The following is a 20,543-nucleotide window of genomic DNA, read 5'->3' on the forward strand; positions in this document are numbered from 1 at the left end:
CCGGATGCAAGCGCTTACATGTGTGCACGCCCAATCGGACCGGCGACGGGTCAAAAGCACGACCGCGCCGGCTAGGAAGGAGGACGGCATGGCGGTCTTCACCAGACCACGCCAGGCCTTCGTGATCGCCGGTGTGCTCGGGCTGGCGCTCAGCGCCACCGCCTGCGGCACCGGTGACGACAAGAAGAGTGACAAGGCGGGCTCCGCGGAGTGCGCCCCGTACGAGAAGTACCAGGGCAACGACGGCAAGAAGGTCTCCATCTACGCGTCCATCCGTGACGCCGAGGCCGACCTGCTGGAGCGTTCGTGGTCCCAGTTCACCGAGTGCACCGGCATCGAGATCAACTATGAGGGCAGCGGCGAGTTCGAGGCGCAGCTCCCCGTGCGGGTCGACGGCGGCAACGCCCCCGACATCGCCTTCGTGCCCCAGCCCGGCCTTGTCAAGCGCTTCGCGGACGCCGGCAAGCTGAAGTCCCTCGGGGCCGACACCAAGGCCATGGCCGAGCAGAACATGCCTGCCGACTGGCTGAAGTACGGCACCGTCAACGGAACGCTCTACGGCGTGCCGCTCGGCGCCAACGTCAAGTCCTTCGTCTGGTACTCGCCGAAGACGTTCAAGGAGAAGGGCTGGGAGGTCCCCACCACCTGGGAGCAGCTCATCGCCCTGAGCGACAAGATCGCCGACAGCGGCATGAAGCCGTGGTGCGCGGGCGTCGAGTCCGGTGACGCCACCGGCTGGCCGGCCACCGACTGGATCGAGGACGTGCTGCTGCGTACGCAGACGCCCGACGTCTACGACCAGTGGACCACCCACGCGATCCCGTTCAACGACCCTCGGATCGTCGACGCCGTTGACCGCGCGGGCACCATCCTCAAGAACGAGAAGTACATGAACGGCGGCTTCGGCGGCGTCAAGAGCATCACCACCACCTCCTTCCAGGAGGCGGGCGTGCCGGTGACCAACGGCAAGTGCGCGATGCACCGGCAGGCGTCGTTCTACGCCAACCAGTTCCCCGAGGGCACCAAGGTGGCCGAGGACGGCGACGCGTTCGCCTTCTACTTCCCGGCCATCGACCCGGCCAAGGGCAAGCCGGTCCTGGGCGCTGGCGAGTTCGTCGTCGCGTACGCCGACCGCCCCGAGGTCCAGGCGGTGCAGACCTACCTCGCCTCCGGTGAGTACGTGAACAGCCGCGCGAAGCTCGGCAACTGGGTCACGGCGAACAACAAGCTGGACATCGCCAACGTCGCGAGCCCTGTCGACAAGCTCTCCGTCCAGATCCTCCAGGACAAGAGCGGCGTGTTCCGCTTCGACGGATCCGACCTGATGCCGGCCGCCGTCGGCGCGGGAACGTTCTGGAAGGGCATGGTCGACTGGCTGAACGGCAAGGCGACCGCCCCGGTGCTCCAGGGCATCGAGAGCAGCTGGCCTAAGTGATCCCGGTGGTGGCCCGGCCCGCGCTCAGCGGGCCGGGCCACCGACCGCACGGACCTTCAAGGGAGGGTTGATGGAGTTCGACTTCGCCGACGAGCAGCCGAAGCTCCTCATGCTGATGTACGGGCTGGTCGCCTTCGTGGTGGTGGTGAGCGGTCTGCTCCTGCTGCTCGACGTCGTACCGGCCTGGTTCGCCAAGCGGCGGGAAGCGCAACTCGTGGCGGCCTCGACGAGTGGGACCCCACTCCCCCGCCGCCCGAAGCAGCGCGAGGGCTTCTTCGCGTTCTTCTTCCTGCTGCCGACGCTGCTGCTGCTCACCGTCGGCCTGGTCGTGCCGGCCATCCGCACCATGCTGCTCTCCCTGATGGACGGCAGCAGCACCAACTGGGTGGGGTTGCGCAACTACGGCTGGATGTTCTCCGACGACTCGATCGTCCGGGTCCTGATCAACACCTTGGTCTGGGTGGTCCTGGTCCCGCTTGTCGCGACCGCCTTCGGCCTGATCTACGCCGTCCTGGTGGACAAGGCCCGCTTCGAGGCCATAGCCAAATCGCTGATCTTCCTGCCGATGGCGATCTCGTTCGTCGGCGCCAGCATCATCTGGAAGTTCGTCTACGCCTACCGCGGTGAAGGCGACCAGATCGGCCTGCTCAACCAGATCGTGGTCAGCCTCGGCTTCGAGCCCAGGCAGTGGCTGCTCGAATCACCGCTGAACACGCTCCTGCTGATCGTCATCATGGTCTGGATCCAGGCCGGCTTCGCCATGGTGGTGCTCTCCGCCGCGATCAAGGCGATCCCCGGTGACATCGTGGAGGCCGCCCGACTCGACGGCGTCAGCCCGTGGCAGATGTTCTGGCAGATCACCATGCCGAGCATCCGACCGGCGCTGATCGTCGTGGCGGTGACCCTCACGATCGCCACGCTCAAGGTCTTCGACATCGTCCGGACCTCGACGAACGGCAACTACGACACAAGCGTGATCGCCAGCGAGATGTACAACCAGGCGTTCCGGTACGGCCAGAACGGGCAGGGCTCCGCGCTCGCGGTCTTCCTCTTCATCCTGGTCATCCCGGTCGTGATCTACCAGATCCGCAACCTCCGTCAGCAACGGGAGGGCTGAGATGACCACCGCAACGCCGACCGTCGCCGCCGGCACCCAGAAGACCGACACACCGAAGACCGCCGCCGGGCGGGTCCGCAAGCGACTGAACAGTCGTACGGCGACCCTGGTCTCCATCGTCATCGCGGTGGTCTGGACCATCCCGACCTTCGGCCTGTTCATCTCCTCCCTCCGCCCGGAGGACGAGATCAAGACGACCGGCTGGTGGACGGCCTTCACCAACCCGCAGTTCACGCTGGAGAACTACCAGCAGGTCCTGTTCGGGCGGTCGTCGTCATCCGGGCAGCTCGCCAGCTACTTCATCAACTCGCTGGCCATCACCATCCCGTCCGTGCTCTTCCCGCTCGCCTTCGCGGCCCTGGCCGCGTACGCGCTCGCCTGGATGAACTTCAAGGGACGGGACTGGGTCTACATCGCGATCTTCGCGTTGCAGATCGTTCCGCTTCAGATGGCCCTGGTGCCGCTGCTGAAGTTCTTCTCCACCGGCGTCAGCCTCGGCGGTATCACCCTGATGCCCGCCTGGGACCTGGTCGACGAGCAGAAGTTCGCCCAGGTGTGGTTCGCACACACCTGCTTCGCGCTGCCGTTCGCCGTCTTCCTGCTCCACAACTTCATCTCGCAGCTACCGGGGGATCTGATGGAGGCGGCTCGCGTCGACGGGGCAACCCACCCGAAGATCTTCCGCACCATCGTGCTGCCGCTGATCACCCCGGCGCTTGCGGCGTTCGGCATCTTCCAGTTCCTCTGGGTCTGGAACGACCTGCTGGTCGCGCTGATCTTCGCCGGCGGCGGCAACGAGACCGCCCCGCTCACGGTTCGGCTGGCCGAGATGGCCGGCACGCGGGGCAACGAGTGGCAACGGCTCACCGCCGGCGCGTTCGTGTCGATCATCGTTCCGCTCGTCGTGTTCCTGTCCCTCCAGCGCTTCTTCGTGCGAGGTCTGCTCGCCGGCAGCGTCAAGGGCTGACCCGCTCGCCCGCCGCCGCCTGGCCCCTTGGGCGGCGGCGGGCGCCGCGTACGAAGCGGGGGGAACCGTGACGAGGATTGATGATGTCGCCCGGCTGGCCGGGGTCTCCACGGCCACCGTCTCACGGGCTCTACGCGGGCTGCCGACGGTCTCGGCAGCCACCCGACGCCGGGTGCTCGCCGCCGCCGAGCAGCTCGACTACGCGGTTTCACCGAGCGCGTCCCGGCTGGCCGGAGGCCGCACCGGCACCGTCGCGGTGGTCGTCCCCCGGATCACCCGCTGGTTCTTCAGCACCGTCGTCGAGGCCGTCGAGGAGTACCTCCACCAGTCCGGCTACGACCTGCTGCTCTACAACCTCGGCGGCCGGGAGCAGGTCCGCCAGCGGGTGCTGCGTACCGCGAACCTGCACAAGCGGGTGGACGCCATGATGCTCGTCGCCACCCCGCTGCGCCCGTCCGACCTGACCGCGCTGGCCACCCTGGACCTGCCGGGGGTGACCATCAGCTCCGGCAGCAGGGTGCCCAACTGGCCGTGCGTCCGCATCGACGACGTCGCGGCCGCGCGGGTGGCCACCCGCCACCTGCTCGACCTCGGCCACCGCCGGATCGCCCACATCTCCGGTGACCCCGACGACGAGTTGGCGTTCACCACCCACCTCGACCGGCGTCGCGGTTACCAGGCCGAGTTGAAGGCCGCAGGCCTGCGGCCCGATCCGAGTCTGGACGTCGAGTCCTCGTTCACCATCGACGGCGGCAACCAGGCAGCCACCGAACTGCTGGCCCGTGGTGAGCCACCGACCGCGATAGTCGCGGCCTGCGACGAGATGGCGATGGGCGCGATGACCGCGCTGCGCGACGCCGGACTGCGCGTACCCCAGGACGTCAGCGTGATCGGCATCGACGACCACGACCTCGCCGGTGTGCTGGGGCTCAGCACCATCGCCCAGCCCGCCGCCGAGCAGGGCCGGCTGGCCGCCCGTATGCTGCTGGACCCGCTCGGGACGCGCAGCGTCGGCCCGGTCGTCGGCCAGCGGGCCGGCGACCCCGACACGCCGGTGATCCTGCCCACTCGGCTCGTGGTCCGCGAGTCGACCGCGCCGCCCCGGGCACACTGACATCTCAATGTTTTGCCGCCGGTCGGCGGCTGGCGGCGACGCGGCCGGCAGCCGCACCACCGCCCGGCAGTCCACCCACGGCTCGACACGGGAGATCATTCTGAACACCGACCCGACCCAGCAGACCCCCTCCGGCGGCCCCATCACCGGCTGGTGGACCGAGGCCGCCATCTACCAGATCTATCCCCGATCGTTCTCCGACTCCGACGGCGACGGGGTCGGCGACCTGCCGGGCATCACGGCCCGCCTCGACCATCTTGTCGAGTTGGGCGTGGACGCGGTGTGGCTGTCCCCGTTCTATCCGTCGCCGCAGGCCGACGCGGGCTACGACGTGGCCGACTACCGGGACGTCGACCCCCTGTTCGGCACCCTCGCCGACGCGGACAAGCTGATCGCCGAGGCCCGCTCCCGCGGTCTGCGGGTGATCGTCGACCTGGTGCCGAACCACACCTCCTCGGCGCACCGCTGGTTCCAGGCCGCGCTGGCCGCTGCCCCGGGCAGCCCGGAGCGCGCCCGGTACGTCTTCCGGGACGGCCTCGGCCCGACCGGTGACCAGGCGCCGAACGACTGGCAGAGCGTCTTCGGCGGCCCCGCCTGGACGCGGACCGTCGACCCGGACGGCCAGCCGGGCCAGTGGTACCTGCACCTGTTCGACACCGGCCAGCCGGACCTCAACTGGGACAACCCTGAGGTGCACGCTGAGTTCCTCGACGTCCTGCGGTTCTGGCTCGACCGCGGGGTGGACGGTTTCCGTGTCGACGTGGCACACGGCCTCGTCAAGCAGGCCGACCTGGCCAACTGGCAGGAACCGCAGGAGATCCTTTCCGGCCAGGACGTGGACAAGCCGCGCCCGCCGATGTGGGACCAGGACGGCGTTCACGAGATCTACCGCCAGTGGCGGCAGGTCCTCGACGGTTACCCGGGCGGGCGTGTGCTTGTCGCCGAGGCGTGGGTGGAGCCGGCCGAGCGCCTGGCCCGCTACGTCCGCCCGGACGAGATGCACCAGGCTTTCAACTTCGAGTACCTGCTCGCCGCCTGGTCCGCGCCGGCCCAGTACGCGGTGATCACGCGCTCGCTGGAGGCGACCGATTCGGTCGGTGCGCCGACCACCTGGGTGCTGTCCAACCACGACGTGGTGCGGCACGCCTCGCGGCTCGGTCTGCCGGTCGGCAGCGGCCGGCCCAACGGCATCGGCGCCGACGACCCGCAGCCGGACGCCGCGCTCGGCCTGCGCCGGGCTCGGGCGGCCACCCTGCTGATGCTCGCCCTGCCCGGCTCGGCGTACCTCTACCAGGGCGAGGAGTTGGGGCTGCCCGAGCACACCACGATGCCCGACGAGGCCCGGCAGGACCCGACCTGGGCGCGCAGCGGGCACACCCAGCGGGGCCGGGACGGCTGCCGGGTGCCGATCCCGTGGGAGGCCGACGCGCCGTCGTACGGCTTCGGGCCGACCGACGCCAGTTGGCTGCCACAGCCGGCGTCCTGGGCCGAGTACGCGCTGGACCGGCAGCGCGGCGTCGCGGGCTCGACGTACGAGCTGTACCGCACGGCCCTGCGGCTGCGCCGCGAACATGGGCTGGGCCGCGGCACGCTGGAGTGGCTGTCCTCCGGCGACGAGGTGCTGACCTTCCGCAACGGAACGCTGACAGTGCTGACGAATTTCGGCGACGCTGCGGTGCCGGTGCCGACCGGGGCGGAGGTGCTCGCCGCAAGCGCACCGCTGGACGACGACGGCGCGATCCCGACCGACGTGACTGTGTGGTTGCGCGCCTGACAGGCGACCGACCACCCGTCCCCGCCGACCCATCCCCGCCGACCCCTCCGGTCAGTGCTCCTGACCGGGGCGGCGGAGGTGGGTCGCGCCCGTAAGAGCTGATGTCGCAAACGAATCACCCGCCCACCCCGCTGCACGCTGCCCACCAAGGTCGCGCTACTTCAACGATGTAGTGGCCTCGACCCGGCTGGAGCCCACTATTTCCTTGATGTAGTGGCCTCGATCTGCGGGCGGCCGGCGGATCGGCAGGGTCGGCGGGGTGCGGTCAGAGGCGGTCGGCGCGGCTGTGCAGCAGGTCGTGCACGTTGTCGATGTCCGCTGGCGAGGTACGCGAGGCGAGCCAGTACATGATGCCGGTCGGAATGAAGAAGAGCTGGAACGCTGCCAGCCCGACGGCGAAGTTCAACGGCGGCGGGAACGCGGCACGTAACCCCTGGAAGGCCACACCGACCAGCCCGTTGCCGGCCGCCCGCCCGACGCCGTTGACGAGGTTGCCGAGGCTGTAGACGGTGCCCCGGTGCTCCGGCGGGTTGACGTCGGCGATCAGCGCGAACCAGTTCGGCGAGTTGGCCGAGGTCAGCGCGAGCGCCACCACAGCGGTGAGCAGGCTCAGCCCCACCGACGGTTCGGTGAACACGCTGGACAGCACCGCGCCGATCACCGCGCCGCCGCCGGCGCCGTCGGGCACGTCGATGGTCACCGGCACGAAGAACAACACCAGGTAGAACGGCACGGCCGCGAGAATGCCGACCGCCGCGACAAGTGCGCGACCCCTCGGGGTACGCCGTTGCAGCGCGTCGCCGACCAGCCCTCCGACGATGGAGAGCACTCCGCCGAGCTGGAACAGTGTGGCGAAGACGCTTCCCACCACCACTGCCGTCGACGGCGAATAGCCCTGGGCCTCGGCGCGTTCGGCGAAGAGCACCGGCAGCCAGACAAGCGAACCGAAGGCCGCCTGCGCGGTCAGCCCCTGCAGGATGAGCCAGCGGTTGGTCCGCCGGGCAAGGATGCGCGGCAGATCGGCCCTGCTGATCCGGTAGTCGTAGTCGGCACCCGCGTCCAGCGCCCGGGCCAGTTCCGGTTCGCTCTGGCCACGTCGGATGTCATAGGTGAACAGGTAGGCCACAGTGGCGGCCAGGCCGACAGCGGTCAGCACCCAGAACGGCCGCCGCCAGTCGGTGGACCCGAGCAGGCCGCCGACGAGCGTTCCGGCGAGCGTGCCGATCCCCTGCGACAGCCCCCAGAAGCTCATCACCAGCCCGCGCCGGGTCGGCGAGATCAGGTCGGTGACCACCGAGAAGCCCACCGAGCCGACAGCGCCGAGACCGACAGCGCCGACCATCTGTGCGGCAAGGAACGTCAGGTAGCCGCCGGCGAGGGCGCTGCCGCCGGTGCCCGCCGCCCAGAGCAACGTGCCCACCATGAGCAGTGGCTTGCGGTTGGTCCGGTCACCGACGTACGCCCAGCCGACCGCTGCCACCGCGCTGACCAGGAAGCTGACCGCGGTCACCAGACCGAGCAGCCGCCCCGGCACGTCGAACGCGTCGGAGATCGGGCCGTACAGCGGCGGCACCAACCCGATCGCCACGTTGTCCAGCGAGGCGAGGAGCACGAACACCGCCACGCTGTAGAACCGGTGCGCCGGGCTCCCGCCCCAGCCGTGCAGGCGTCGCGCCCGGCCCGGTGCAGGCCCGCCACTGGTCACGGTCATGACCGGCAGCCAACCAGACTCCGCTGAGGAGGTCGTCACGCGGGTGGGTACCGGTCGGCTTCGCACCGGCACCCACCCGCGTCGACCCGGTCGGTCAGCGCCTGTCGAGGACCATCCCACGCGCGGCGGCGTACTTCTCACGAACGGCGGGGACGGGCTCGGCCGCGTACTCCTCGGTGCCCTCGACCGCCCAGGTGGGCGGCGTCGGACCGCCCAGGGCGACCCAGGCGGCCTGGCGGGCAGCTCCGTCGGCGACGTATTCGCCCGGCGGCGGGACGACCACCGGACAGCCGAAGACCTGCGGCGCGATCCGGCGGACCGCCGCCGACCGTGCGCCGCCGCCGACCAGGATGACGCGGCGGGCGGTGGCGCCCTGGGCGGTCAGCGCGTCGAGGCCGTCGGCGAGCGCGCAGAGCATGCCCTCCACGGCGGCGCGGGCCAGGTGCGCGGGCGTCGACGTGCGCAGGGTCAGCCCGTGCACAGCGCCGGTGGCGAGCGGCCGGTTGGGCGTCCGCTCACCCTCCAGGTAGGGCACCATGACCAACCCGTCCGCGCCGGCTGGCGCGGAGAGCGCCAACTCGGCCAGACGGTCGAGGGTGACGCCGAGCATCGCGGCGGCGGCGTCCAGCACCCGGGCGGCGTTGAGCGTGGCGACAAGCGGCAGGAAGCGACCGGACGCGTCTGCGAAGCCCGCCACCGCACCGCTGTCGTCGGCGGCCGGCACGTCGGCGACGCTGAACACGGTGCCGGAGGTGCCGATCGAGACGATCACGTCACCCGGGCCGGCGCCGACGCCGAGCGCGGCGGCGGCGTTGTCTCCGGTGCCCGCGCCGAGCAGCGCGCCGCCCGACCCGCCCAGGTCGTCGGCCAGCTTTCCCGCCGACTCCGCCGGACCGAGCACCTCAGGCACCACCACCTGCCGGCCGAAGCCCTGCTCCAACAGGTCCAGCCGATATTCGCCGGTGGCCGGCGACCAGTAGCTGGTGCCGCTTGCGTCACCCCGGTCGGTACGCAGCGCGCCGAGCCCCGGTGCGCCTGCCAGCCGCCACGTCAACCAGTCGTGGGGCAGGCAGACGGCCGCCACCCGGGCTGCCCGCTCCGGCTCGTGCGTGGCCAGCCACCGCAGCTTGGTGAGGGTGAAGCTGGCCACCGGCACACTTCCGGTGGCCTCGGCCCAGAACCGACGCCCGGCCGCGCCGCCGCCGGCCTCCTCGATCAGGTCGGCGGCGGCGTCGGCGGAGCGTGTGTCGTTCCACAACAGGGCCGGGCGGACCACCTGCCCGGCCTCGTCGAGGCAGACCATGCCGTGCTGCTGGCCGGCCACGGAGACCGCCGCCACGTCGCCAAGCCCGCCGGCCTGATCGGCGGCGCTGCGCAGCGCCTGCCACCAGGCTTCCGGATCGACCTCGGTGCCGTCCGGGTGCGGTGCCCGGCCCTGCCGGACCAGGGCACCGGTCTCCGCGTCCCGGATGACCACCTTGCACGACTGAGTGGACGAATCAACGCCCGCGACCAGCGGCATGGCGGGGCCTCAGCGGGCGCCGAGCAGGTGCTCGACGGCGAGCTGGTTGAGCCGGACGAAGGCGAAGCCCCGGGCGGCCACCGCGTCGACGTCGAACTCCTCGAACGCGGACCGGTCGGCGCGCAGGTCGTCGTACCCCTCGCCCGGGTTGAGCGTCGGGGTGCTCAGCTCGCCGACCTTGCTGGCGGCGAGCGCCTCGACCACCTCGGGGTCGGCGCGGAACGCCGCCGCCCGCTCCTTGAGCAGCAGGTAGGTGGCCATGTTGGCGGCCGCCGACGCCCACACGCCGTCCATGTCCTCGGTGCGGGAGGGCTTGTAGTCGAAGTGCCGGGGGCCGTCGTAGGTCGGGCCGCCGTTGGGGCCGCCATTCTCCAGCAGGTCCACCAGTGCGAACGCGTTCATCAGGTCGCCGTGGCCGAAGACCAGATCCTGGTCGTACTTGATGCCGCGCTGCCCGTTGAGGTCCAGGTGGAACAGCTTGCCCTGCCAGAGCGCCTGGGCGATGCCGTGGGCGTAGTTGAGCCCGGCCATCTGCTCGTGGCCGACCTCCGGGTTGAGGCCGACCATCTCCGGGTGGGCCAACTGGGAGATGAAGGCGAGCGCGTGCCCGACAGTGGGCAGCAGGATGTCGCCGCGCGGCTCGTTGGGCTTGGGCTCCAGGGCGAAGCGCAGGTCGTAGCCCTGGTCGATGACGTACTGGGTGAGCAGGTCGACGGCCTCGCGGTAGCGGTCCAGTGCGGCCCGGACGTCCTTGGCGACGTCGTACTCGGAGCCCTCGCGCCCGCCCCACATCACGAAGGTGCTCGCGCCCAGCTCGGCGGCCAGGTCGACGTTGCGCAGGACCTTGCGCAGCGCGTAGCGGCGGACGTCGCGGTCGTTGCTGGTGAAGCCGCCGTCCTTGAAGACCGGGTGGGTGAAGAGGTTGGTGGTGACCATCGGCACCACAAGCCCGGTCTCGTCGAGGGCCTTGCGGAACCGGGCGATGTGCGAGTCGCGGGTGGTGGCGTCGACGCCGAACGGGATCAGGTCGTCGTCGTGGAAGGTGATGCCGTACGCGCCCAGCTCGGCGAGCCGGTGCACGGCCTCGACCGGGTCAAGCTCGGGGCGGGTCGCGTCACCGAACGGGTCGCGGGCCTGCCAGCCCACGGTCCAGAGCCCGAAGGAGAACTTGTCGGCGGGGGTGGGACGGGGTGCCATGAGGACCTCCGGGTGATGGTGGGGTGGCGTGGCCGGCTATTTGTTCAGCGATTGAATTATTTGCCCACCCTATGGCACTGTCAAGGGGTGAGCCCCACCCACACCCCGGCCGGCGCCGCCCGCCAAGGCAGCCTGCGCGAACTCAATCTCGCCCTCGTGCTCGGTCGGATCGCCGCCGCCGACCGCCCCCCGTCCCGCGCCGATCTGGCCACCGCCACAGGCCTGACCCGGGCCACCGTCTCCGCGGTGGTCGAGGACCTGCTCGCCGGCCAACTGGTGAGCGAGGCCGACCCGGCGCCCCGCGCCGGCGCCGGCCGACCGGCCCGCGGGCTGGTCCTGGCCGACCAGGGTCCCGCCGGGCTGGGCCTGGAGGTCAACGTCGACTACCTCGCGGTGTGCGTTGTCGACCTCGCCGGCCAGGTACGCCACCACACGGTGCACCGCGCCGACCTGCGCCCCGTGGCACCCGCCGACGCCCTGGCCCAACTGGTCACCCTGGCCGGACAGGCCCGCGCCGACGCCGCCCGGCAGGGCCTCACCCTGGCCGGCGCCGCGCTCGCCGTGCCCGGCCTCGTGGACGACGCCGGAGTGGTCCGGCTCGCACCGAACCTCGGCTGGCAGGACGTACCGGTTCCGACCCTGCTGCGGGGCCACCCTCCGCTCACCGATCAGGTGCCCGGCGTACCGGCGCTCGTGGTGGACAACGAGGCAAATCTCGCCGCGCTCGGCGAACTGCACTCCGGACCTCCCGGGCCGGCCAGCTTCCTGCACATCTCCGGCGAGGTCGGCATCGGCGCGGGCATCGTGCTGGACGGCGCGCTGTTCCGGGGCGTCCGGGGTTGGAGCGGTGAGATCGGGCACCTCCCGGTCCACCCGCAGGGGCGTCCGTGCCGCTGCGGCGGGCGTGGCTGCCTGGAGCAGTACGCCGGCCAGGAGGCGATAGTGGCCGCCGCCGGGCTGGCCCGCGCGGAGCTTCCCGCCGACACCGCCACCGTACGGCTGGCGGAGCTGGCCGAGGCCGGCGACCCGGACGCCCTGCGGGCGCTGCGCGACGCCGGCAGCGCGCTCGGTGTCGCGGTGGCAAGCGTGGTCAACCTGCTGGACCTGGACACCGTTGTGCTCGGCGGAGGGTACGCCCCGCTGGCACCCTGGCTGTGCCCTCCGGTGCTCGCCGAGATCGCCGCTCGGGTGCTCACCGCCGCCTGGTCACCGGTCACGGTCCGACCGTCGACCCTCGGCCCGGAGGCGGCCTCGGTGGGCGCCGCCGGATCGGTGGTCCGCCACATCGTGGGCCGCCCGGCCGGCTGGCTGACCCGCTCCAGCTGATCACCGGCCGCACTCTGGGTGCCCGTCACAGCGGCTCGGTACGCTTGCTGTCAGGCAAACGATCCGCGGGTGAGGAGTGCAGGAGCAGCATGCGTAGAGGGCGTCAGACGCGGGCCGGCGTCGGGCGGTGAGCACGAGCAGACGCGGCGGCGACGCCGGCCCGGTCAGCGACGAGGGGCAGACACCCCGCCGCTCTGCCCGGCAGCCCACCGGCGGTCCACTTCCGGCCGACTCGCCGTTGGCCCGCGAGCTGCTCGACGGGCTCGCCGAGGCCGTGCTGACAACCGACAGCGCCGGCCGGGTCACCCTTGTCAACGCCATGGCCGCAGAGCTGCTCCCGGAGATCGTCGCGGGCACCGGGCTGCCCGGCTGTCCGATCGCGGCGCTGGCCCGTGCTGTCACCGACGGCGCCGTGCACTTCGACGCCGAGCACCGTGGCCGGCAGCTCCGGGGCTACCGCCGACAGCTCGCCGGCAACCGGTACGCCTGGTACGTCCGGGACGTCACCGAGGAGCACGCCCGCACCGACGCCCTGCTAGCCGAGCGCTCCCGCACCGCGTTCCTCGCCCAGGCCGGCAGCCGGCTGGGGCTCTCCCTGCACCGCGACCAGACCCTGCGGGTCACCACGACCCTCGCCGTGCCGTACCTGGCCGACGCCGCAGTGGCGCTGCACCGCCCGCCGGCCGAGCCGTACACCCGCTGGACCCGGTACACCGAGGGGGCACCCGCGCCCGTCACCGGGCGCGTCGGGCCGGAGCTGACCGCCGTCGTCCCCGGCCTCGCCGAGGCGCTCGACGGCACGCTCGTCGAGCCGGGCCTGTGGCGGGACGTCACGTCCGACGGCCTGGCCCCCGTACTGCCGTCCGACTTCGGCCCGCCCGGTGCCGTGCTTGTCTGCCCGATGCGCGGCGCGGGCGGCCCGGCCGGCGCCCTGCTGCTGATCCGACGCAGCGGGCGGGCCGGGTTCGAGCCGCGCGACATCGAGCTGGCCCGCGAGTTCGCGGCGCGAGCGGGCGCGGCACTGGCCACCGCCGAGCTGTACGGCGAGCAGGCCCACCTGGCCCGCGTGTTGCAGACCAGCCTGCTCCCGCCGGAGCTGCCGACGGTGCCCGGCGTGAGCATCGCCGGGGGCTACCGGTCCGCCGGGGACACCCTGCGCATCGGCGGCGACTTCTACGAGGTGTTCCCGCACTCGCGCGGGGCGCTGTTCGCGCTCGGCGACGTGTGCGGCAAGGGCGTCGGCGCGGCCGTCCTGACCGGCCGGGTCCGCCAGTCGTTGCAGACGTTGCGGCTTGTCGAGCAGCGCCCGCTGGAGCTGATCCACCTTCTCAACCGGGCGCTCTTCGACGCTCCCGAAGCGGCACGGCGCAGCCAGTTCACCACCCTGCTGCTCGGCTCACTGGAGCGCGGGCCGACAGGGGTGGACATCCGGATCGCCGGCGGCGGCCACCCGGCTCCGCTGCTTGTCACCGCCTCCGGCTCGGTCACCCCTGTTCCGGTCGGCGGGATGCCTGTCGGCGCGCTCGCCGACGCGCGGTTCGCCGAGACCCGGGTGCATCTCGGCCCGGGTGACCTGCTGCTCGCGTACACCGATGGGGTGACCGAGGCGCACGGCGGGCCGATCGACGTGGAGATGTTCGGCGAGCACCGGCTGCGCGCCGCGCTCGCCTCGGCGGCCGGGCTGCCGCCTGCGGTGCTTGTCGACCGGCTGCTCCAGCTCGTGGACGAATGGCTGGGCGGGCAGGCCCACGACGACATCGCAATGCTTGCGGTGTGCGCGTCGACGCCGACGTGACCGACCTCCGGTCGGCTCAGGCGGTCCGGGCCACCGGCGGGTCGCCCGCGGGCCACTCGCGAGGGCTGCCTACCTGTCGATCGGTGTCTGTCGGCCCGCCCTGTCGCATCGTGCGCGAGGGCCGGTCAGGGTCCGCCGGCCAGTCCCTCGCCCGGCCGGTGGGTCGGTCCGGATCACGCGGCCACCCGGCCGGGTCGTCCGGCTCGTCCCTGTCGGCTGGCCAGTCGCCGGGCGTCGGTGTGCTCTGCGCCTGCTGCCGGCGGGCGGCCTCATCGAAGTCCCGAACCCCGCGCAGCAGGGCGGCGCGACCCGCGGCGCTCATCTCGGCCAGGACAGCGGCGAGCCGCGCCTGGCGGTCGGCCCGCAGCTCCGCGAGGAGCCGACGTGCCTCCGGCGTGAGGTGCAGGGATATCTCCCGCCTGTCGAAACGGCCCGGCTCGCGTTCAAGCATTCCGGCGGCGACCAACCTGTCGCAGAGCCGGCTGGCGGAGCTGAGCAACATGTCGAGTTGGGTGGAGAGCCGGCGCAGGTTGATCCCGTCGTGGTGCTCGACCACCATCACAGCCCGTAACTGGACTCCGGAGAGCCGGTTGGCGGTCGCCTCCCGGGCGGAATCCCACACGCTCAGCAATGCACCCGCCGCCGCGTCCAACGCGGCGGCCATACTCGTCTCGGGGTCCGGTGGACCGGGCAGTTCGGCCATGGTGGCCCGAGACTACTCCGAACCCGCTGGTAGTTGAGCTTGATCAAGGAGCCCTGATGAACGAACCGGTCAATCGGGCACGACGTACCCTCAATGAGACACCCGCCGACCGCCTCGTGAGCGGGGTCGGGGAGGTTCTCGCCGAGGCGTACGGGATCAGCGAGGTCGAGCTGTACCAGGTCGACTATCGGCTCTCGGAGCTACTGCCGCTCACCGAGGGTGACTCCCTTCGAGGTGCGGGGCACCCCGCGTGGCGGGCTTTCGACCACCAGTCGCCAGTGCGGGTCGACGACACCGTCTGGTTGCCGGTCAGCATGCGCGGCGAGCGTCGCGGCGTACTGCGCGTGGCGCCGGTGCCGGACGACCCGACCGTGCTCGCAGACCTGGCCGAGATCGCGACCGCGCTCGCCCACGAACTGGACGCCGTATCCCCCGGCACCGACGTCTACAGCGCCGCGCGACGCAGTCAGCGGCTCACCCTGGCCGCCGAGATGCAGTGGGACCTGCTGCCCGGCCGCAGCCGGATCAGGCCGTCGTTCAGCCTCGCCGGGCAACTGGAGCCGGCGTACGCGGTGCGGGGCGACGGCTTCGACTGGTCCGACGACGGGCAGCGGCTCTGGCTGTCCACAGTCAACGGGACCGGCGAAGGTGTCGCGGCGTCCCTGCTCACCTCGCTCGCCACCCACGCGCTCCGCAACGCCCGCCGGGCCGGGCTGAGTCTGGCCGACCAGGCGGCCCTCGCCGACCAGGCCATCTACGACGAGTACCGGGGCAAGCGGCACCTGTCCGTGCTGCTGCTGGAGCTGGACCTGCGGTCCGGGACGATGACAGTGGTGGACGCGGGCTCACCTCGGCTGGTCCTGCTGCGCGGCGGCGAGGTCACCGAGCAGCCACTGGAGGCGCAGTTCCCGCTCGGCATGTTCGAGGCGACCGACTACCGCGAGCAGACGTTCACGCTGGAGCGCGGCGACCGGCTGTTCGTGGTCAGCGACGGGGTGGTGGATGCCGCCGGTCAGGATGTGCGCTACGGCGAGACGGCACTCGACAGGTTCCTGCGACGGACCGGCCCGATGGAGCCGCTGGAGGCGGTCCGCTCACTGATCGGTGACCTGCGCGCGTTCGTGGCCGGCGACCTGATCGACGACGCGGTGGTGGTCTGCCTCGACTGGACCGGCCCGCAGCCCTGACCTGCGGAGGTCAGTAGGCGCCGCGACTGTTGAGCACCGCGCCGAAGGTCTTCCAGAGGATGGTGAGGTCGGCGGCGAGCGACCAGTTCTCCACGTAGTAGAGATCGAGTCGGATGCCGTCCTCCCAGCTAAGGTCGGAGCGCCCGCTCACCTGCCACAGCCCGGTCATGCCGGGCTTGACAAGCAGTCTGCGGGCGACATCGCCGTCGTAGCGGGCCACCTCCGAGGGCAGCGGCGGGCGCGGCCCGACCAGGCTCATCTGACCCAGTAGCACGTTGACGAGCTGTGGCAGCTCGTCAAGCGACCACTTGCGCAGCAGCCGGCCGACCCGTGTGACCCGGGGGTCGTCGCGCATCTTGAACATGAGGCCGTCGGTCTCGTTGCGGGCGGCCAACTCGGCGAGCAGCGCGTCGGCGTTCACCACCATGGTCCGGAACTTGTAGACCCCGAACTCCTTGCCGCCCCGGCCGACCCGGGTCTGCCGGAACAGCACCGGACCCCGGCTGTCGAGTTTGATGGCGAGCGCGATGACCGCTATGAGCGGCAGCAGCAGCGCAAGGGCTACCGACGACACCGACCGGTCGACGAATCCCTTCACCAGCTTGCGCGCACCGCGGAACTCGGGTGCCTCGACGTGGATCAGCGGCAGCCCTGCCACCGGGCGGGTGTGGATCCGGGGGCCGGCCACGTCGGTGAGCGCGGGTGCCACGACGAGGTCGACGCCGGTGCCCTCCAACTGCCAACCGAGCCGGCGCAGTCGGGCGGCGGTCAGCTCGCCGGAGGCGGTCACGGCCACCGTGTCCGCGCCGATCGCGGTCGCGGCCTCCGGGATGCCCCGGAACGACCCCACCACCGGTACGTCACCGAGACGCTGCGCCACCGGTGCCAGCAGCGCGTCGGGGATGCACGCACCGACCACCTGATAGCCGGCGTACGGCTCCCGGCGCAGTGTGTGCACCAACTCCAGAACATGGGCGGTGTCACCGACCACGAGCACCTTGCGGGACCAGCCGAACCCTCGGGACCGTGCCCGGTGCAGACGTTTTCGGGCGGCGAACCGGGCCACTTCCAGCCCGACGGTGCCCACCGCGAACGAGATGCCGAGGAACCCCCGGGAGACCCCGACGTCGGCGATGTATCCGGCGATGGCGATCGCCCCGGCCAGCCGCAGGCTCGCGGAGTTGACCCGCCGGTACTCGTCCGCCCCGTAGCCGATCACCCGGTCGTCGTAGCAGCCGAGCGCCTTGAGCGAGACCAGCCAGGCAAGAACCAACCCGGGTGCCACAAGCACGTAGGGGATCTTCGAGCCGCTCGGCTCCTCGTCACCGAAACGCGCGACGTACCCGACGAGCAGGGCGATTGTGAGAATGGTGGTGTCCAGAACCACCAGGACCCGGATGTAGGACCGTTCGTCGGCGCGGGCCATCAGCCCGGCCGGACGGCCGTCCGGCTTCGCGGACGTGCTGGCGGGGGTCATCAGTGTCGTGGCGGTCACTGGCCCTCCCCACTCTGTTCAGGTCGACCCGGCCGACTGGTCGCACCGAGGCGGACCGAGAAACCGGGGCGACCGGGGCGGACCGACAATGCCGGGACACGTCGACATCCTGCCCTGATAACTATGACTGCCGATTGATTCCGACGTATTGCCGTCACTTTTCTTCAACCCTGCGGTTACAAAAGGGGCCCGCCGTACCGGATCGGCGGTCCGGCAGGCTCCCTGTGCTGTGCGTCGGCTCAGCGCGGCGCCGGGGGGCGGCGGGCGATGGCGCTGAGGAAGATGCTGCCGATCTCACTCGGGTCCTTGGTGACGAAGACGTCACCACCGGTGACCTTGGTGATCGACTCCAACTCGGCCTTGCTGACGCCCTCGCCGATGCCGATCATGATGACCTGAACAGGACGCTCCGGGTCGGCGATCTGCTTCAGCTTGGCCAGCAGCTGCTGCTGGTTGAGGCCGTTGTCGTCCTCGTTCTTGCCGTCGGTGAACAGCACTATCGAGTTGACGCGGCCGGGCTGCCAATCTTCCTGGACCGCCTGGTAAGCGGCCAACATGGTGTCGTAGAGGCCGGTGTCGCCGCTGGACGGCTTGATCGTACCGAGGGCCGCCTCGAGCTGACCGCGCTGGCTCGACAGCGGGCCGATGGGAACCAGCTCACGGTAGTCGCGGTTCCCGACGAGTTTGGTGGAGAAGGTCCACAGGCCGATCGCCCAGGAGTCGTCGAAGAGGCCGAGGCCGCGACGTGCCGCGTCAACGGTGACCTCCTCGCGGCTGCGCCTGTTGGCGCTTGGCACCTCTTCCTTCATCGAGCCGGAAACGTCGATGACGCAGAGCATGCGGCCGGACTGGGTGGCGATCGACCAGCTGGAGACGACACGCTGTATCGCGGCCGGGTCGAGGCCGCCTGCCGCCGTGCCGCCTGCCGCCGGCTCCGACGGCGCGGTACCCGACGGGCTCGGGGCACCTTGCGGCGCGTGGAAACCGGCACCCCAGTTGCCGTCCGGCCCGCGCAGCGACTGCGCCGCCAGCCGGTCCCGGAACTTCGGGGCGGTGAGCAACTCGAACAGCACCTTGGCCGCCGACGCCTTGGTCGGTTCGATGCCGGGCAGCACCGCGTACGGGTAGTCAAGCGGCATCGGGGCCGGCTCCATGTAGAGGGCGGCGAGCGGCACCGGCGGCTGCTTGCTGTTGTAGGCGATCACGTCTTCCTCGGACAGCGCCGCCGCACCGAGGCCACTCGCGATGGAGGTCGGGTCCGTGGCGGTCGGGAAGCGCGCCACGAGGTCGCTGCGCAGCGACGACCGGCCCGTGGCAAGCGCCCGCAGCGCACCGACGGTGTTGCGTTGGGTGTCGCCGCCCGCCGCGCTGGCGGCCGCCGTCAGCGAGAGCAGACCGGACAGACCGGCGGCGTCCCGGGTGGGCTCGACGATCCCGGTACGCAGTGGCTTGCTGCTGTTCACCTGCTTGAGGAGGTCCGCCCAGGTGAACTTCGCGTCGGGCCAGCCCAACCGGGTGGCCACCGGCTCGGGCATGGCCACGACGACGGGGCTGCGGGCGATGGAAGCGCCGTTTGTCGGAGCGAAGGCTGTCGCGTCCTTCTTGAGCCGCAGCAGCCAGGTCGACGAGTCCGGCACCCAGACGTCCGGGGTGACGGCGGTGCCGCTGGCCTGCCCGACACCGGCCAGGACGGCGCCGTGCTTCGCGGCCACCACTGCGGCCACGTCGACCGGGTCGGACGCCGAGACGTCGACGCGGATGCAGGTGGGGCCGACAGCGGCACCGTCCTTGACCCACTGGGCGGCGGCGGCGTCGACGGCGGGCGCGAGTTCGGCGGCGACCGCCACCGCGAGCCGGATCTCCCCTGAGCAGTTCGGCTGGATCAGCTCCCTGTAGCCGAACCACGCGCCGGTGGTGACGACGAGAACCGTCGCCATCGATCCGACGACGGCGAGGTGGAGTTTCGAACGCATGCGATGGCGGCCTGCTGACACGCTGACCATCTTGCGTATTAGGTGCCGTCTCTGCCACAACCGTTCGGACTAAAGTTACGCAGGAGAAACAGTTGATCACCGTTTAGCGACACAGAGTGATGAAGCGGTCCCGAGCCGTCGTCAAATCGGCATCGTCTTCACGTCTCGCCACAGATGATTCGGCTCACGGCAGCACACAGGTCGGGCTCGGCACCGCCACGGGCTCGCCGACCGGTGCCGGAATGCCGGTGCTCGCGTCCAGCCGGAAGACCCGCACCATGTCCGCGCGCTCGTCGGCGACGTACAGATGCGTGCCGATCAGCACGAAGTGCCGGGGCCACTCACCGCCGGTGTCCACCTCGGCCACCAACTCGGGCAGCTCGCCGGCCAGATTGAAGACGGCGATGGTGCCCACCCCGCGATTGGCGACGTACAGGAAACGGCCGTCCGGGCCTACCGCCACCTCCGACGGCTGGACGTGCCCGGTCCGGTCGCTCGCGTCGACCCGGCCACGCTGGTGCAGCGCCCCGTCGTCGTCAAGCTCGTACGCGGTCACAGTGGCGTCCAGCTCGCCGACCAGGTAGCAGCGCCGCCCGTCGGGGTGGCGTGCCAGGTGCCGTGGCCCGGTGCCGGGCGCCGTGCGCGTCCGTGGCCCGCGCGGCGTCAACCGACCGCTCGCGCCGTCGAGGTCGTACCTGTAGACCGAGTCGGTGCCCAGATCCACAGCGAGCAGCGGTCCCGCGCCCGGGTCCGGGGAGACCATGTGGGTGTGCGCCCGGTCCTGGCGGTCCGGGTCGGGACCGTGCCCCTCGTGCACCACGAGGTCGGTGCGCTCACCGGGCACGCCCTGCGCGTCGAGCGGAAAGACGGCGACGCTGCCGCCGCCGTAGTTGGCCGCCACCAGGTGCCCGCCGTCGGGCAGCACCGCCAGGTGGCAGGGCTCGGCGCCACCTGTCGAGCGGCTGCCGAGCGGGTCCAGCGTGCCGTCGGGCCCGACCCGCCAGGCGCTGATCGCCCCGTCGGTCACCTCGTTTACCGCGTAGAGCACCGGCTGGCGGGGGTGCCGCGCCAGGAACGACGGGGACTCGGTGACCGCCACCGTGCCCAGCGGGGTCAGCGCCCCGGTGGCCGGGTCCCGCAGGGCCGCCACGATGCCGCTGCCGCGCCCTCCGCCCTGCGCCGTGTAACCGCCGATGTGGACGACCTCGCCCTGACCACTCACGCCCC

15 protein-coding genes are annotated in these 20,543 nt (G+C 71.4%); 8 read left to right on the forward strand and 7 right to left on the reverse strand.

The window, feature by feature from the left end; translation table 11 throughout:
* Positions 1 to 88 precede the first annotated feature (88 nt).
* The 5 genes from ACLQ23_RS27725 (at position 89) to ACLQ23_RS27745 (ending at position 6,407) form a co-directional block, all read left to right on the forward strand.
* Positions 89 to 1,435 carry an ABC transporter substrate-binding protein gene (locus ACLQ23_RS27725; RefSeq protein ID WP_355593849.1) on the forward strand — a complete coding sequence of 449 codons (1,347 nt, stop codon included), beginning with the start codon at positions 89 to 91 and terminating at the stop codon, positions 1,433 to 1,435.
* Positions 1,436 to 1,505: 70 nt separating this feature from the next.
* On the forward strand, positions 1,506 to 2,552 hold the full coding sequence (locus ACLQ23_RS27730) for a carbohydrate ABC transporter permease (protein WP_355593847.1): 1,047 nt from the start codon (positions 1,506 to 1,508) through the stop codon (positions 2,550 to 2,552).
* A gap of 1 nt (position 2,553) precedes the next feature.
* On the forward strand, positions 2,554 to 3,519 hold the full coding sequence (locus ACLQ23_RS27735) for a carbohydrate ABC transporter permease (RefSeq protein ID WP_355593845.1): 966 nt from the start codon (positions 2,554 to 2,556) through the stop codon (positions 3,517 to 3,519).
* A gap of 67 nt (positions 3,520 to 3,586) precedes the next feature.
* Positions 3,587 to 4,633, forward strand: a complete 1,047-nt coding sequence (locus ACLQ23_RS27740) for a LacI family DNA-binding transcriptional regulator (protein ID WP_355593843.1) — start codon at positions 3,587 to 3,589, stop codon at positions 4,631 to 4,633.
* A gap of 100 nt (positions 4,634 to 4,733) precedes the next feature.
* The gene (locus ACLQ23_RS27745) at positions 4,734 to 6,407 is read left to right on the forward strand and encodes a glycoside hydrolase family 13 protein (protein WP_355594010.1); all 1,674 of its coding nucleotides are present in this window, start codon (positions 4,734 to 4,736) and stop codon (positions 6,405 to 6,407) included.
* A gap of 265 nt (positions 6,408 to 6,672) precedes the next feature.
* Here the strand turns inward: ACLQ23_RS27745 and ACLQ23_RS27750 are convergent, their stop codons facing one another.
* The 3 genes from ACLQ23_RS27750 to xylA form a co-directional block, all read right to left on the reverse strand.
* Positions 6,673 to 8,118, reverse strand: a complete 1,446-nt coding sequence (locus tag ACLQ23_RS27750) for an MFS transporter (protein ID WP_355593841.1) — start codon at positions 8,116 to 8,118, stop codon at positions 6,673 to 6,675.
* A gap of 94 nt (positions 8,119 to 8,212) precedes the next feature.
* On the reverse strand, positions 8,213 to 9,640 hold the full coding sequence (xylB, locus tag ACLQ23_RS27755) for a xylulokinase (RefSeq protein ID WP_355593839.1): 1,428 nt from the start codon (positions 9,638 to 9,640) through the stop codon (positions 8,213 to 8,215).
* A 9-nt stretch (positions 9,641 to 9,649) separates the two neighbouring features.
* Positions 9,650 to 10,837 (reverse strand): xylose isomerase, encoded by a 1,188-nt coding sequence (gene xylA, locus ACLQ23_RS27760; RefSeq protein WP_053653080.1) that lies wholly within the window; start codon positions 10,835 to 10,837, stop codon positions 9,650 to 9,652.
* Between the two features lie 87 nt (positions 10,838 to 10,924).
* Between xylA and ACLQ23_RS27765 the strand changes: the two genes are divergently transcribed.
* Together ACLQ23_RS27765 and ACLQ23_RS27770 are read left to right on the forward strand one after the other, a co-directional pair.
* A complete protein-coding gene (locus ACLQ23_RS27765) occupies positions 10,925 to 12,163 on the forward strand; it encodes an ROK family transcriptional regulator (protein WP_355593837.1) in 1,239 nt (412 codons plus the stop codon).
* A 127-nt stretch (positions 12,164 to 12,290) separates the two neighbouring features.
* On the forward strand, positions 12,291 to 13,958 hold the full coding sequence (locus tag ACLQ23_RS27770) for a PP2C family protein-serine/threonine phosphatase (protein ID WP_355629890.1): 1,668 nt from the start codon (positions 12,291 to 12,293) through the stop codon (positions 13,956 to 13,958).
* 16 nt (positions 13,959 to 13,974) lie between these two features.
* Here ACLQ23_RS27770 and ACLQ23_RS27775 read toward each other — a convergent pair whose 3' ends face one another.
* Positions 13,975 to 14,661, reverse strand: a complete 687-nt coding sequence (locus tag ACLQ23_RS27775; protein ID WP_355593834.1) for a MarR family winged helix-turn-helix transcriptional regulator — start codon at positions 14,659 to 14,661, stop codon at positions 13,975 to 13,977.
* 56 nt (positions 14,662 to 14,717) lie between these two features.
* Here ACLQ23_RS27775 and ACLQ23_RS27780 point away from each other — a divergent pair, with 56 nt between their 5' ends.
* Positions 14,718 to 15,848: a PP2C family protein-serine/threonine phosphatase gene (locus tag ACLQ23_RS27780; protein ID WP_355629893.1), complete on the forward strand. Its 1,131-nt coding sequence runs from the start codon at positions 14,718 to 14,720 to the stop codon at positions 15,846 to 15,848.
* A gap of 10 nt (positions 15,849 to 15,858) precedes the next feature.
* Here ACLQ23_RS27780 and ACLQ23_RS27785 read toward each other — a convergent pair whose 3' ends face one another.
* The 3 genes from ACLQ23_RS27785 to ACLQ23_RS27795 form a co-directional block, all read right to left on the reverse strand.
* Complete coding sequence (locus tag ACLQ23_RS27785) at positions 15,859 to 17,325, reverse strand: sugar transferase (protein WP_355594008.1); 1,467 nt, start codon at positions 17,323 to 17,325, stop codon at positions 15,859 to 15,861.
* A gap of 257 nt (positions 17,326 to 17,582) precedes the next feature.
* Entirely contained in the window at positions 17,583 to 19,337 is a 1,755-nt protein-coding gene (locus ACLQ23_RS27790; protein WP_355593830.1) for a substrate-binding domain-containing protein, read from the reverse strand.
* A gap of 163 nt (positions 19,338 to 19,500) precedes the next feature.
* On the reverse strand, positions 19,501 to 20,538 hold the full coding sequence (locus ACLQ23_RS27795) for a lactonase family protein (protein ID WP_355629896.1): 1,038 nt from the start codon (positions 20,536 to 20,538) through the stop codon (positions 19,501 to 19,503).
* Positions 20,539 to 20,543: the final 5 nt, after the last annotated feature.

It is taken from the genome of Micromonospora sp. DT41, from assembly GCF_049841715.1.
Lineage (GTDB): Bacteria > Actinomycetota > Actinomycetes > Mycobacteriales > Micromonosporaceae > Micromonospora > Micromonospora profundi.

Coding starts and splice junctions, on each gene's coding strand:
- ACLQ23_RS27725 (WP_355593849.1), top strand. CDS start 89: ATGGCGGTCTTCACCAGACCACGCCAGGCCTTCGTGATCGCCGGTGTG.
- ACLQ23_RS27730 (WP_355593847.1), top strand. CDS start 1,506: ATGGAGTTCGACTTCGCCGACGAGCAGCCGAAGCTCCTCATGCTGATG.
- ACLQ23_RS27735 (WP_355593845.1), top strand. CDS start 2,554: ATGACCACCGCAACGCCGACCGTCGCCGCCGGCACCCAGAAGACCGAC.
- ACLQ23_RS27750 (WP_355593841.1), bottom strand. CDS start 8,118: ATGACCGTGACCAGTGGCGGGCCTGCACCGGGCCGGGCGCGACGCCTG.
- xylB (WP_355593839.1), bottom strand. CDS start 9,640: ATGCCGCTGGTCGCGGGCGTTGATTCGTCCACTCAGTCGTGCAAGGTG.
- xylA (WP_053653080.1), bottom strand. CDS start 10,837: ATGGCACCCCGTCCCACCCCCGCCGACAAGTTCTCCTTCGGGCTCTGG.
- ACLQ23_RS27775 (WP_355593834.1), bottom strand. CDS start 14,661: ATGGCCGAACTGCCCGGTCCACCGGACCCCGAGACGAGTATGGCCGCC.
- ACLQ23_RS27780 (WP_355629893.1), top strand. CDS start 14,718: ATGAACGAACCGGTCAATCGGGCACGACGTACCCTCAATGAGACACCC.
- ACLQ23_RS27785 (WP_355594008.1), bottom strand. CDS start 17,325: ATGACCCCCGCCAGCACGTCCGCGAAGCCGGACGGCCGTCCGGCCGGG.